The 13,170-nt window shown below is 68.3% G+C and carries 12 protein-coding genes; 5 read left to right on the forward strand and 7 right to left on the reverse strand.

Annotation, left to right across the window (positions count from 1 at the left end):
• Positions 1-127: 127 nt before the first annotated feature.
• A complete protein-coding gene (gene metK, locus AB4851_RS16890) occupies positions 128-1,318 on the forward strand; it encodes a methionine adenosyltransferase (protein ID WP_414450751.1) in 1,191 nt (396 codons plus the stop codon).
• A gap of 274 nt (positions 1,319-1,592) precedes the next feature.
• Here metK and AB4851_RS16895 read toward each other — a convergent pair whose 3' ends face one another.
• The gene (locus tag AB4851_RS16895) at positions 1,593-1,952 is read right to left on the reverse strand and encodes a hypothetical protein (protein WP_414450752.1); all 360 of its coding nucleotides are present in this window, start codon (positions 1,950-1,952) and stop codon (positions 1,593-1,595) included.
• Positions 1,953-2,294: 342 nt separating this feature from the next.
• Between AB4851_RS16895 and AB4851_RS16900 the strand changes: the two genes are divergently transcribed.
• Complete coding sequence (locus tag AB4851_RS16900) at positions 2,295-3,065, forward strand: phytanoyl-CoA dioxygenase family protein (RefSeq protein ID WP_414450753.1); 771 nt, start codon at positions 2,295-2,297, stop codon at positions 3,063-3,065.
• Positions 3,066-3,159: 94 nt separating this feature from the next.
• On the opposite strand, the gene AB4851_RS16905 is transcribed toward AB4851_RS16900, so the two are convergent.
• The 4 genes from AB4851_RS16905 to AB4851_RS16920 all read right to left on the reverse strand — a co-directional run bounded on the left by AB4851_RS16905 (position 3,160) and on the right by AB4851_RS16920 (position 6,422).
• A complete protein-coding gene (locus tag AB4851_RS16905) occupies positions 3,160-3,366 on the reverse strand; it encodes a DUF3185 family protein (protein WP_414450754.1) in 207 nt (68 codons plus the stop codon).
• A 165-nt stretch (positions 3,367-3,531) separates the two neighbouring features.
• Positions 3,532-3,720, reverse strand: a complete 189-nt coding sequence (locus tag AB4851_RS16910) for a hypothetical protein (RefSeq protein ID WP_414445672.1) — start codon at positions 3,718-3,720, stop codon at positions 3,532-3,534.
• A 139-nt stretch (positions 3,721-3,859) separates the two neighbouring features.
• Positions 3,860-4,777, reverse strand: coding sequence for a DMT family transporter (locus AB4851_RS16915; RefSeq protein WP_414450755.1), 918 nt, complete (start codon positions 4,775-4,777; stop codon positions 3,860-3,862).
• Between the two features lie 373 nt (positions 4,778-5,150).
• Complete coding sequence (locus AB4851_RS16920; protein ID WP_414450756.1) at positions 5,151-6,422, reverse strand: MFS transporter; 1,272 nt, start codon at positions 6,420-6,422, stop codon at positions 5,151-5,153.
• A gap of 384 nt (positions 6,423-6,806) precedes the next feature.
• On the opposite strand from AB4851_RS16920, the gene AB4851_RS16925 reads away from it, so the two are divergent.
• Together AB4851_RS16925 and AB4851_RS16930 are read left to right on the forward strand one after the other, a co-directional pair.
• Positions 6,807-7,019, forward strand: coding sequence for a hypothetical protein (locus AB4851_RS16925; RefSeq protein WP_414443388.1), 213 nt, complete (start codon positions 6,807-6,809; stop codon positions 7,017-7,019).
• Positions 7,020-7,058: 39 nt separating this feature from the next.
• On the forward strand, positions 7,059-8,090 hold the full coding sequence (locus AB4851_RS16930; protein WP_414450757.1) for a serine/threonine protein kinase: 1,032 nt from the start codon (positions 7,059-7,061) through the stop codon (positions 8,088-8,090).
• Between the two features lie 66 nt (positions 8,091-8,156).
• Here AB4851_RS16930 and AB4851_RS16935 read toward each other — a convergent pair whose 3' ends face one another.
• Positions 8,157-9,575, reverse strand: coding sequence for a coniferyl aldehyde dehydrogenase (locus AB4851_RS16935; RefSeq protein WP_414450758.1), 1,419 nt, complete (start codon positions 9,573-9,575; stop codon positions 8,157-8,159).
• Between the two features lie 41 nt (positions 9,576-9,616).
• Positions 9,617-11,293: an isovaleryl-CoA dehydrogenase gene (locus AB4851_RS16940; protein WP_414450759.1), complete on the reverse strand. Its 1,677-nt coding sequence runs from the start codon at positions 11,291-11,293 to the stop codon at positions 9,617-9,619.
• 218 nt (positions 11,294-11,511) lie between these two features.
• Here AB4851_RS16940 and AB4851_RS16945 point away from each other — a divergent pair, with 218 nt between their 5' ends.
• Positions 11,512-13,164, forward strand: a complete 1,653-nt coding sequence (locus AB4851_RS16945; protein ID WP_414450760.1) for a GMC family oxidoreductase — start codon at positions 11,512-11,514, stop codon at positions 13,162-13,164.
• Positions 13,165-13,170: the final 6 nt, after the last annotated feature.

Raw genomic sequence — 13,170 nt, forward strand, 5'->3', positions numbered from 1 at the left:
TGCGGGGCGAAGCCGGCAGGGCCAAAGCGCTCATCCGGATCAAGAAATCCGCTAAAGCGTCGCCGCTTCAATCGCTTCCGAAGCTGGCTACGTGAATGCAACCGTAACCACACAGGAGCTGACTCAAGTGGCAAACGACTTCTTCTTCACGTCCGAATCCGTATCCGAAGGTCATCCGGACAAGGTCGCCGATCAAATTTCCGACGCTATCCTCGACGCGATCCTCACGCAGGATAAATACTCGCGCGTGGCCGCCGAAACGCTGTGCAATACCGGTCTCGTCGTGCTGGCGGGTGAAATCACCACCACCGCCAACATCGACTACATCCAGATCGCGCGCGACACCATCCGTCGCATCGGCTACGACAACACCGATTTCGGCATCGACTACAAGGGCTGCGCGGTGCTGGTCGCCTACGACAAGCAATCGCCGGACATCGCGCAAGGCGTCGATCGCGCACACGACAACAACCTCGATCAGGGCGCGGGCGACCAGGGCCTGATGTTCGGTTATGCGTGCGACGAAACGCCGGAACTGATGCCGCTGCCGATCTACCTGTCGCACCGTCTGGTCGAGCGCCAGGCCAACCTGCGCCGCGACGGCCGCCTGCCGTGGCTGCGTCCCGACGCGAAGTCGCAGGTCACCGTCCGCTACGTCGACGGCAAGCCGCATGCGATCGACACCGTGGTGCTGTCCACCCAGCATTCGCCGGACATCGACCTGCCGCAACTGCGCGAAGCCGTGATCGAGGAGATCATCAAGCCGACGCTGCCGGCCGAGCTGATCAAGGGCGACATCAAGTTCCTCGTGAACCCCACCGGCCGTTTCGTGATCGGTGGCCCGCAAGGCGATTGCGGCCTGACCGGCCGCAAGATCATCGTCGATACCTACGGCGGCGCAGCCCCGCACGGTGGCGGCGCGTTCTCGGGCAAGGATCCGTCGAAGGTCGACCGTTCGGCCGCCTACGCGGGCCGTTACGTCGCCAAGAACATCGTTGCCGCGGGCCTGGCCTCGCGCGCGCTGATCCAGGTGTCGTACGCAATCGGCGTGGCCGAGCCGACCTCGGTGATGGTCAACACGTTCGGCACGGGCAAGGTGTCCGACGACGTCATCACGAAGCTCGTGCGCGAGCATTTCGACCTGCGTCCGAAGGGCATCGTGCAGATGCTCGACCTGCTGCGTCCGATCTACGAAAAGACGGCCGCCTACGGCCACTTCGGCCGCTCGGAGCCGGAATTCACGTGGGAAGCGACCGACAAGGCGCTGATCCTCGCCGAGGCAGCCGGCGTCGAGCCGGCCGTGGCGCAAACGGCGTAAGCCGCGCCACGCTGGCCGCGCGCTTCGGCGCGCAAAGAAAACCCCGGTCCAGGCCGGGGTTTTTTGTTGCTGCGGGGATGGGCTGCGTGTCGTCGGCGCGGCGGGAGGCTTTACCGAAGCATGGCCGGATCGCGCGATACGCTCGATTCGGGCCGCCTGAGCGCTGGCGTGTCGATGCGGATGGCAGACGCTGAAGCGGCCGACCAGGCTACCGCAGCCGAGCATGCCGCCGAAGGCCCCGCGTACCCGCCTCAAGCCGGCGGGCGACTTCGCTTCAGCGCGCGCCGAACGCGAACCAGCCTGCGCTGGCCAGCAGGCGACGCGGGCGGTTGACGCGGCGGCGCGGCCCGTTCGCGCGGCGCAGCGTCAGCAGGCGCAGCGACGATGGCTTGCGCAGCAGCGCCGGCAGGCCGAGGCGGCGCGTCTTGGCGTGGGCGCGCATCGCGGCCAGGAAGTTGTGCAGCCACGTGCGCAGGCCGCTGCCGAGGCGCGGCGCGGACGGCGTGACCGCGCGGCTGGCCAGGGCACGCGTGCGCGCCTGATGGTGGCGCAGCGTGCGGACGATCCGGCGCGGCTCGAGCGGCGCAAGACGCTTGGCGGCGCGGGTCAGACGGGAGGTGAGGCTGAAAGACATGACGATGTGACTTGGCTCGTAAAGGGCCGGATCGCTGACCGCTTCGGGTGGCCGGATTCCGACGCCTGAGTAAAAGTGGCCCCTGGCGACCTGCCGCTGCATGGTAGCGGATGCCAAAAAAGACCGCGCCAGTCGAAATGACAGGCCGCGACAGGCTACCGGCGCTCCGTGATGCCAGGAAGTCGTGCAGGTCCGATGCCGTTCGCGGGGTTAGTCCGTGCGGGCGGCACGACAGTTCCGAGGCACCCGTGAAAAAGGGCCGGGCGTTGCCCGGGCCCGGGTTCCGCCGAATCGTGCGCCGTCATACAATCATCGATTCATCAAAACGACACCGAGTCGACCATGTCCTCACAGCAGTCCGAGATGATTCGCGCGCAGATCGCAGCATTGCGCGAGCACGGTTACGTGATCGCCCGCGGGCTGGTCGCGCCGGAAACCTGCGCGGCGCTGAAGGCCGAGGCCGAGCGCGAGTTGCACGAGGCGGCCGAGCCGCTCGAATTCGAGGCCGACCTGCGTTATCCGGGCGCGCCCGAATCGAAGGATGCGCCGGGCGGCAAGACGGTGCGCCGTCTGCTCGACGCGCATGGCCGTTCGCCGGCGTTCGCCGAGCGTGCCACCGCGCCCGAGATCGCCGCCTGGATGCAGGCGTATTTCGGCGAGACGGCACTGCTCTCGCGCGTGCATCACAACTGCATGATGACCAAGCATCCGATGTACGGCAGCCTGACCGGCTGGCATCGCGATTTTCGTTATTGGGCGTTCGAGCGGGCCGATCTGGTGTCGGTCTGGCTCGCGGTGGGCGCCGAAACCAACGAGAACGGCGCGCTCTGGCTCGTGCCCGGCTCGCATACGGCCACGTTCGGCGCCGAGGCGTTCGACGACGCGAAGTTCTTCCGTGGCGACCTGCCGGCCAACCGGGCCATGATCGACCGCGCCGTGTGCCCCGAACTGCAACCGGGCGACGTGGTGTTCTTCCACTGCAATACGCTGCATTCGGCCGGGCAGAACCGCAGCGATCGCGTGAAGTTCTCGCTCGTCTACACCTATCACGGCGAGAGCAACCGGCCGGTGGCCGGGTCGCGCTCGGCGTCGAAGCCGGACGTCAGGCTGTGAGGTGACGTGCAGCGCGCGTGTCGCGCATCGATAAAAAAAGCAGCCCGAATCGGCTGCTTTTTTTCATGGCGCGGCGCTGGGTGGGGCGGCGCGTTCAGCGTCTGCCGCCCGGCATCGCCAGGCCGATCAGCCCGGCCAGCGTCGCCACGGCGCCGCCTGCGACGAGCAGGATCGTCTTGGTGGCCGGCGAGCCGGTGAACAGGCGCGACAGGCTGTCGTTGAACGAATGGAAGGACTGGCCGCCGAAATACAGCAGCACGAGGCCGCCGACAATCAAGGCAACCGAGATCGCTCGGGTCATGGATTTCCTCGCAGGAACGCATCGTCAGGACGCCGCAGTGTAGCGGCACCGGGATGCGCACGTCCATGTCCGGCCCGGCGTGACGGCCGCGAGAGCGAAGCGGGAAAGCCACGGCGCGCGCCGCCAGGGCCGCGCGCCGTGCATGCGCGATGAGCCGCTGCCGCGCTAGATCAGCGCGGGCAAGCCTTCCACCAGCAGCAACGCGACGCCCACGCCGAGCATCGCGCCAATCACGCGCAGCAGGTTGTGCCGGACGTGATGCGTGCCGCAGGGAACCGCGCCAAGGAACAGTGCGCCGGCAAGCGCCATCGGAATCAGAAGAATGAAATCGCCTACGGTGAAGTAGCCCATGATTGTCTCCCTCCTCGATCGAATCCGCTCATCGTGATGCGGGCGGTTGATTCGAGTATAGGCAAGGAAAACTCACATTTCGCATTCCAGATTGTTACCGATTCGGGGAAAGACTTCCCGGCGCACAGGTACGCGCGCCGCCCTATCGTTCGCTTTCCGAAATATTACCGATGGCTTTCTTGTTCGGCATCGCTCGATCGGGCGCATGGCGGAACACCAGCACCAGGCCGGCCAGGATCGCGGCCATTCCGGCGATTTCGAGCCGGCCCGGCAGGTTGCCGAAACCGATCGCATCCATCAGCGTGGTGACCACCGGCACGAGGTAGAACAGGCTCGTCACGTTGACGGCGTCGCCGTCGCGCATCAACCGGTAGAACAGCATCTGCCCGGCCACCGAGATCACGATGCCGAGCCACAACACTGCGACGACGAACGGCCAGCCGGCCTCGAATGCGAGCGCGCCGGCCGGCGCGAACGGCACGCAGGCGAGGCTCATCGCGAGGCCCACGGCGTTCTGCATCGCCAGGCCGTCGGCGGGCGCGACGCCGCTGTGCTTTTGCAGCAGCGCGCCGGCGGTGATCGTGACGAGCGCCGCCAGCGCGATCGCCACGCCGGCCAGCGAGACGCCGCCGCCGTCGAGGCCGTGCCAGACCACCAGCGCCAGCCCGGTCAGCGCGAGCAGCAGGCCGGCCAGGCGCGGCGCGGACCAGCGCCGCTCCACCAGCGCCAGCGTCAGGATCGGCTGCGCGCCGAGCAGCGTGGCCAGCATGCCGGGCGTGATGCCGTGCCGGAGCGCGAACAGGTACGTGATCGAATAGCCGCCCATCAGCGTGCCGATCAGGGCCGTGATGCGGCGCCCGCCGCGCGGCGGCAACCATCGGCCGCGTCGGCCGGCGATGGCCGCCAGCGCGAGCGAGGCCACTGCGAAACGCGCGATCAGGAAGGCCAGCGCCGAGGCATGGCGCACGCCGAGTTCGGCGAAGATGGCGCCGCTGCTCCAGAGCAGGACGAACGAAGAAGTGGTGAAGTGCGCGACGAACGCGCGTTGCAGAAAACGCATGGGAGATCCCGTGTCGATCGGAGTCGGCGACGGTCGCGCGCGTGCCTGCGCCGCGCGAAGCGCGAGCGTGGGAAACGGGCGGAACCGGTGAGTGAAACGTGCCGGCGCGGGTCAGCCGCGCCGGGCCGCGCGAAGCGGCGGGGGCGCGCCGAGGCGCGGCGGATCGACAGGGGGAGGGGGCGCGGCTTGCGCACGCACGAGCCGCCGCGCCAGAGGCGGCAGGCAATCGATGACGTGGACGGGCGCGTGAGGCCGCATGTTTCGGAAACCGTAGTAAATCGGACGAATCGCTACGTTAGCGCAGCGCGCGGTGCGCCGCAAGCGTGGCGCGTGCCGGCGGGCGGCGTTGCGCACCGCTGGCCGCGCAACCCGATCAGGCCGCCCCGGCGCGTTCGCGCGTGCGCAGCCAGATCGAGGCAAGCAGGCCGAGCGCCAGCAGCGCGCCCACCAGCGTGGTCACGCCGGCCCAGCCCGAGCCGCTCCAGGCATGCCCGCCGAGCGAGCCCATCACGCTGGAGCCGATGTAGTACGACAGCAGATACAGCGCGGCGGCCTGCCCCTTGCCTTCCTTGGCGAGCCGTCCGACCCAGCCGCTCGCCACCGAATGGCCCGCGAAGAAGCCGAACGTGACGCAGGCGATGCCGGCCGCGATGGCCGCCACCGGCGCGAGCAACGTGAGCGCGACGCCTAGCGCCATCATCACGATGCTGCCGATCAGCACGCGCCCGCGCCCGACCGAATCGGCCATGCGCCCCGACCACGGCGACGCGAACACCCCCACCAGATACACGATGAAGATCGCGCCGATGGTGGCCTGATTCATCGAATACGGCGGCGCCAGCAGCCGGTAGCCGATGTAGTTGTAGAGCGTGACGAAGCTGCCCATCAGCACGAACGCCATCAGGAACAGCGCGGGCAACTCGCGGCGGCCCGTCAGGTGCCGCGCGAGCGCGCTGCGATGATGCGCGAGGCCCAGCCCGCGGCGCGGCGTGAAGTGCCGCGACGGCGGCAGCAGCGCGCGGAACGCGAGCATCGAGGCAAGGCCGAGCACGCCGATGCCGGCCACCGCGATGCGCCAGCCGAACAGCTCGGCCAGCACGCCGGTGATCACGCGCCCGGCCATTCCGCCGATCGCGGTGCCGCCCACGTACAAGCCCATCGCCAGCCCGAGGCCGTCGGGATGCACTTCCTCGGCGAGATAGGCCATTGCCACCGCCGGCACGCCGCCGAGCGCGAGGCCCGTCAGCGCGCGCAGCACCAGCAGTTGATGCCAATGCGGCACGAACGCGGCGGCCAAAGTCAGCAGCGAGGAGAGCGTCAGCGACAGCGTCATGAGCCGGTGTCGGCTCAAGCCCTCGGACACGAAGCCCGCCACGAAAATCGCCAGCGCGAGCGCGGCCGTTGCGAACGACAGCGAGAGGCTGCTCTGCGCGGGGCTGACGTCGAACGTCGTCGAGAACTCGGGCAGCAGCGGCTGCACGTAGTAGAGCAGCGAGAAGGTGGTGTAGCCGGCGAACAGCAGCGCGATGCTCGCGTGCCAGTAGCCGCGCGTGCCGCGCTCGAGATAGGGCGGCACGGAAGGGGGCGGGGCGGCCTGCGCGGAGCGGCTGGCGGCCGGCTCCGGCGACCCGGGCGAAGCGGTCACGCTGATTCTCCAGACAACGAACAAACCGCAACGATACGCCGGTTGCCGCGATTGCGCCCCCACGAGAAGCGGTTGCGCGTGCATGCAGCGGCGTTCGTGTTGCAAACAACGTCACGCAATAGGCATGTTTTTGTGTTCTGCTGACCGTCACGATAGTCGGGTTATGATGATGCACGCCGGTCTGTTTTCCGGTGCGGCCGGTCAAGCCCCGCGTTTCGGGGCGCCGCGGCCGGATCGCGGCAAGCGCCGTGACGTGATTGGGCATCGACGCAATTCCATCGAAGTGCGAATCGATTGACAACGGAGTCGTGTTTTCGCCCTTGGGCGGCGCATTCCAGTATTCGCGGCCGGCACACCGGCCGGTTTTAGAAGCGGGGAAACATCATGCATGTCGGTTCGATTGTCTGCACTACGCATATCGCCGTTCCGAAGGGGGCACGTGGCATCGTCCAGCGCCTTCTCGGAGACATGGCGATGGTGACCTGGTACGCGGGCGTGCCGGGCGATTCGAAGGAACTGAACACCGAACCCTTCTTTCTCGAGGACCTGATCGATACCGGCGAATCGGTGTTGCCCGCGGGCGCGGCGATTCACTGAGATCTCGTCAAGCGCTGCCGCGCGGGGCACAATGCCGGCATGCACGACGACTCCATCGAACCCACCCCGGCCGGCGCCAGCGCCGGCCTTCCTTTTACGGGCCTCACGCCCGAGCGCGTGCTCGATGCGCTCGACAGCGTGCTGATGCCCGCCGGCCTGCGCACCGACGGCCGCCTGCTCGCCCTCAACAGCTACGAGAACCGCGTCTATCAGGTCGGCATCGAAGACAGCCCGCCGATCGTCGCGAAGTTCTACCGGCCGCAACGCTGGTCCGACGCGGCGATTCTCGAAGAACACGCGTTCGTGGCCGAACTGGCCGCGCGCGAAATTCCGGCCGTGCCGGCGCGCACGCTCGACGGCCACACGCTGCACGCGTTCGAGGGTTTTCGTTTCTCGGTGTTCGACCGTCGCGGCGGGCGCGCGCCCGAACTCGACCGGCGCGACACGCTCGAATGGCTCGGCCGCTTCATCGGCCGGATTCATGCGGTGGGCGCGACCGAGTCGTATCGCGAGCGGCCCACGCTCGATATCCGCAGCTTCGGCTACGAGCCGCGCGATTACCTGCTCGCGCAGGACATGATTCCCGCCGAGTTGCGCGCGGCCTACGAAACGGTGGTGTCGCTGGCGCTCGAAGGCGTCGAGGCCGCGTTCGAGCGGGCCGGCGACGTGCGCCTGCTGCGCGCGCACGGCGATTGCCATCCGAGCAACGTGCTGTGGACCGATGCCGGCCCGCACTTCGTCGATTTCGACGACAGCCGCATGGCGCCCGCGATCCAGGATCTCTGGCTGCTGCTGCCCGGTGATCGCGCCGGCGCATCGGCGGCGCTGGCCGACCTGCTGGCCGGCTATGAGGATTTCTGCGAATTCGATCCGCGCGAACTGCATCTGGTCGAGGCGCTGCGCACGCTGCGGCTGATCCACTATTCGGCATGGATCGCGCGGCGCTGGGACGATCCGGCGTTCCCCGCCGCGTTCCCGTGGTTCAACACGCATCGCTACTGGGAAGAGCGCGTGCTCGAACTGCGCGAGCAGATCGGCGCGATGCAGGAAGGGCCGCTCTGGCCCGTCTGATTCCGAGTGCCAGGGCAGGCCGTTGCGCATGCAACGGTCCTGTCCACCACATCTGAATACCCCCGCTCAGAACCTCAACATCAACTTGATCAGCCCTGCGAAGCGTTTGCCATAGGGCGGCGAGAGCAGGTTGCGCGCGTTCAGGCGCGATTGCGTCAGCACCGGCTTCATCTTCGAGAACGTCACGAAGCCGTCGTAGCCGTGATACGCGCCCATCCCGCTCGCGCCCACGCCGCCGAACGGCAGCGTGCCGCAGGCGATATGCATCAGCGTCTCGTTGATCGACACGCCGCCCGAGATCGTGTGTTGCATGACGCGCTCGATGCTCGCGCGCGATTCCTCGAACAGATACAGCGCCAGCGGCCGCGGCCGCGCGTTGATATAGGCGATCGCCTGATCGAGCGTGTCGTACGGCACGATCGGCAGCAGCGGCCCGAAAATCTCCTCCTGCATCAGCGGCGACGCATCGGGCGTGCCGGTGATCGCGATCGGCGCGAAGCGGCGCATGGCCGGATCGGCGCTCGCATCGGTCAGCGGGTGCAGCGTCGCGCCGGCGGCCTGCGCCTCGGTGGCGAGCCGGTCGAGCCGCGCGAAATGCCGCTCGGAGATGATCGAGGTGTAATCGGCGTTGCGGGTGAAATCCGGATACAGCTTCGCGACGCGGGCGCGGGCCCGCGCGATGAATGCTTCCTCCTTGCCGCGCGGCACCAGCACGTAGTCGGGCGCGATGCAGGTCTGGCCCGCGTTCAACGTCTTGCCGGCGACGATCGCATCGACGGCATTGTCGAAGCGTGCGCTCGGCCCGACGATGGCTGGCGACTTGCCGCCCAGTTCGAGCGTGACCGGCGTCAGGTGATCGGCAGCGGCGCGCATCACATGGCGGCCGACCTGCGTGGAGCCGGTAAACAGCAGATGATCGAACGGCAGCCGGCTGAACGCCGCGCCGATCTCCGCATCGCCGTTGACCACGGCCACGTGATCGCGCGAGAACGTCTTCGAAATCAGGACTTCGAACAATTCGGAGGTGCGCGGCGTCAGTTCGGACATCTTCACGATTGCGCGGTTGCCGGCCGCGAGCGCGCAGATCAACGGCCCGGCCGCGAGCAGCACCGGGTAATTCCACGGCACCACGATGCCGATCACGCCGAGCGGCTGCGGGATCACCGTGGCGCGCGCCGGCATCAGCCACTTGTTCATCGGCTTGCGGCGCGCGCGCATCCAGCGCTTGCCGTGGCGCAGCGCCTCGTCGAGTTCTTCCTTCGCCATCCAGATTTCGGAGAGCAGCACTTCCTGCTTGGCGCGGTGGCCGAAATCGGCGTTGATCGCCTCGGCCAGCGCGTCGGCGTGGTCGATCAGCATCGTGCGCAGCGCGCGCAAATGCCCCGCGCGCGCGTCCCACGACGGATACGGCGCGCGCAGATAGGCGGCGCGCTGGTCGTGCAGCAACGCGTCGAGCGTGGCGAGGCCGGGCAGGTCGTTCTTCATCGTCTCCTCCTGTTCTTGGCTGGCGGGATGGCGGCCGAACCTCAGGCCGGGAACGCGCGCTCGATCAGCGCGGCGTGGTCGAAACGGGCGGGCAGCGTGCCGTAGACGCGCCCCGATTCGTGGCTCGCCGCGCCGAAGCGTGTGGCCTCGAACGCATCGGCCACGGCCTCGGGTGCATGGCGGTGCAGCAGCGCGGCCTGGGCGATCAGCGCGATGCGCTGCGCGATGCGGCGCGCGGATGCTTCGCGTTCGTCGGGCGGCAGCGCGAACGCGCGCGTCAGTTCGTCGAGGGCGCGCAGCGCATCGGGATGCGCGGCCAGATCGGCGCGCCAGGCGCTGATCAGCGCGGCGGCCGCGTCGGGCTCGCGTTCGATCGCGCGCAGCACATCGAGGCACATCACGTTGCCCGAGCCTTCCCAGATCGAGTTGACGGGCGCCTCGCGATAAAAGCGCGCCATCGGGCCGGTTTCGACATAACCGTTGCCGCCCCACACCTCCATCGCCTCGCCGGTGAATTCGAGCGCGCGCTTGCAGACCCAGAACTTCGCGGCCGGCGTGACGATGCGACGCCAGCCGCGCGCCTCCGCCGATTGGCCGTCGTCGTGCTCGACCGCATCGGCAAGCTGCATGAACAGCGTGCTGGCCGCTTCCGATTCGATCGCGAGATCGGCCAGCACGTTGCGCATCAACGGCTGCTCGGCGAGGCGCTTGCCGAACGCGCTGCGATGGCGCGCATGGTGGATCGCCTGCACGAGCGCGGCGCGCATCAGCGCGGCGCTGCCGATCACGCAATCGAGCCGGGTGAGGTTCGCCATCTCGATGATGGTCGGCACGCCGCGGCCTTCCTCGCCGATCATCACGCCGTAGGCATCGAGGAATTCCACTTCGCTGCTCGCGTTCGAGCGGTTGCCGAGCTTGTCCTTCAGGCGCTGCACCTGCACGGCGTTCTTGCGGCCGTCGGGCGCGAAACGGGGCACGTAGAAGCACGAGATGCCGGCGTGTTCGCCGGTGCGCGCGAGCACCAGGTGCGCGTCGCATTGTGGCGCGGAAAAGAACCACTTGTGACCGACCAGCCGATACGGCTCGCCGCGCCCGCCCGCGCCGAGCGGCCAGGCGCGCGTCTCGTTGCTGCGCACGTCGGAGCCGCCCTGCTTCTCGGTCATGCCCATGCCGATCATCATCGAGCGCTTGTGCGCGAGCGGCACGTCGCGCGGGTCGTGCTCGCGCGTGTAGAGCTTGTCGCGCAGCGTGTCGAACAGGGCCGGTTCCTTTTGCAGCACGGGGATGCTCGCGAACGTCATGGTCAGCGGGCACAGCGAGCCGGATTCGAGCTGCGCATGCAGGAAATAGCTGGCGCAGCGCGCGGCCATCGCCCCCGTGCGCGGTTCGGCGAACGGCAGCGCATGCGCACCCTCGGCGCGTAGCAGTCCCAACAATTGGTGCCAGCTTGGATGGAATTCGAGCGCGTCGATGCGTTCGCCGCGTGCGTCGTGCGTGGCGAGTTCAGGCGTGTGGCGATTGGCGAGTTCGGCGAGTGCGAGCGTGTCGGGCGTGGTGAGCGTGGCGCCGTGTTGCGCGAGCGCCGTTCGATGCCAGCCCGCGCCGTGCCGTTGGACGGCGGCCGCGAGCGCGGCGTCGGTTTCAAACGCGTTGTAATCGGCGAGCGGCGGCGCCTGATTCGTGACTCGATGCGTGGCCGTCAGAACCTGCTGATCCATTCCTGTGTCTCCCATTTCGCGGGAGGCGGCTGCATCGAACCGCGCTCCGTCGCGCGAGGCGAATCCGGCCATCTTAAGGCGGGACGCGGCCGGCGTTTAGAGGAATCGCTCTTGATTCGATGCGCCGCGCCGCGCGCCGCGTTCCTACAATGCGCGGACATTACAAGCGAAAAACGACCCGAAGCCGGTCGCTGTCCATGACATGAAGGAGACATGACATGCAGTACGACTATCTCATCGTCGGTGGCGGTTCGGGCGGCGCGAGCCTCGCCGCGCGCCTGGCCGACGCCTGCCCCGACGCGACCATCGCGCTGATCGAAGCGGGCGGCAGCAATCAGCGCAACCTGCTCGTCAACATGCCGGTGGGCATCGCCGCGCTGGTGCCGTTCAAGATCGGCACCAACTACGGCTACGAAACCGAGCCGCAGCCGGGCCTCGGCGGCCGGCGTGGCTACCAGCCGCGCGGGCGCGGCCTCGGCGGATCGAGCGCGATCAACGCGATGATCTACACGCGCGGCCATCCGCTCGATTACGACGAATGGGCGGAGCTGGGCTGCACCGGCTGGGGCTGGAACGACGTGCTGCCGTACTTCCGCCGCGCCGAGGGCAACCAGCGCGGCACCAACGCCTGGCATGGCGGCGACGGCCCGTTGACGGTGTCCGACCTGCGCTTCAAGAATCCGTTCGCACAACGATTCATCGATGCGGCGCACGCGGCCGGCTATCCGCTCAACGACGATTTCAACGGCCCCGAGCAGGAAGGCGTGGGCTTCTATCAGGTCACGCATCGCGACGGCGCGCGCTGCAGCGTGGCGCGCGCCTATCTGTACGATCGGCCGCGCGCGAACCTGTCGATCCTGACCGGCGCCACGGTGCTGCGCATCGGCTTCGACGGCAAGCGCGCGACCGGCGTGACGCTCGCGCGCGGCGGCAAGGTCGAAACGCTGGGCGCGCGCGCCGAGGTGATCGTCTCGGCCGGCGCGTTCAATTCGCCGCAATTGCTGATGTGCTCGGGCATCGGCCCCGCCGACGAACTGCGCCGCCTTGGCATCGAGGTGGTGCACGATGCGCCCGAGGTCGGCCAGAACCTGATCGACCACATCGATTTCATCATCAACAAGCGCGTGAATTCGTCGGAGCTGGTGGGGGTGTGCGTGCGCGGCATCGCGAAGATGACGCCGCAAGTGCTGCGCTGGCTGCGCAAGGGCGACGGCATGATGTCGAGCAACGTGGCCGAGGCGGGCGGCTTCCTCAAGAGCGAGCCGGGGCTGGACCGGCCCGACCTGCAACTGCATTTCTGCACCGCGCTGGTCGACGATCACAACCGCCACATGCACTGGGGCTTCGGCTATTCGCTGCATGTCTGCGCGCTGCGCCCGAAAAGCCGCGGCACGGTGGCGCTGGCGAGCGGCGACGCGCGCGATGCGCCGCGCATCGACCCGCGCTTTTTCAGCGATGCACGCGATCTCGACCTGCTGCTGACGGGCGCGAAGGCGATGCGGCGGATTCTCGCCGCCGAGCCGCTGGCCTCGCAGGGCGGTCGGGAGCTGTATACCGATCCTTCGGACGACGATGCAACGCTGCGCGCCACGATCGTCGCGCACGCGGACACCATCTACCACCCGGTCGGCACCTGCCGGATGGGCAGCGATGCGCGCGCGGTGGTCGATCCGCAATTGCGGGTGCGGGGCGTGGAGGGCTTGCGGGTGGTGGATGCGTCGGTGATGCCGACGCTGATCGGCGGCAATACCAATGCGCCGTCGGTGATGATCGGCGAGCGCGCCGCGGAATTCATCGCGGCGGCCCGCCGGGGCGGCGCGGCGCCCGAGACGATCCGCGCCAGGCCGTCGGCCGTCGCGGCCGGCAACTGAACGGAG

Source organism: Burkholderia sp. 22PA0099, from assembly GCF_047497165.1.
In the GTDB taxonomy this organism is placed as follows: domain Bacteria; phylum Pseudomonadota; class Gammaproteobacteria; order Burkholderiales; family Burkholderiaceae; genus Burkholderia.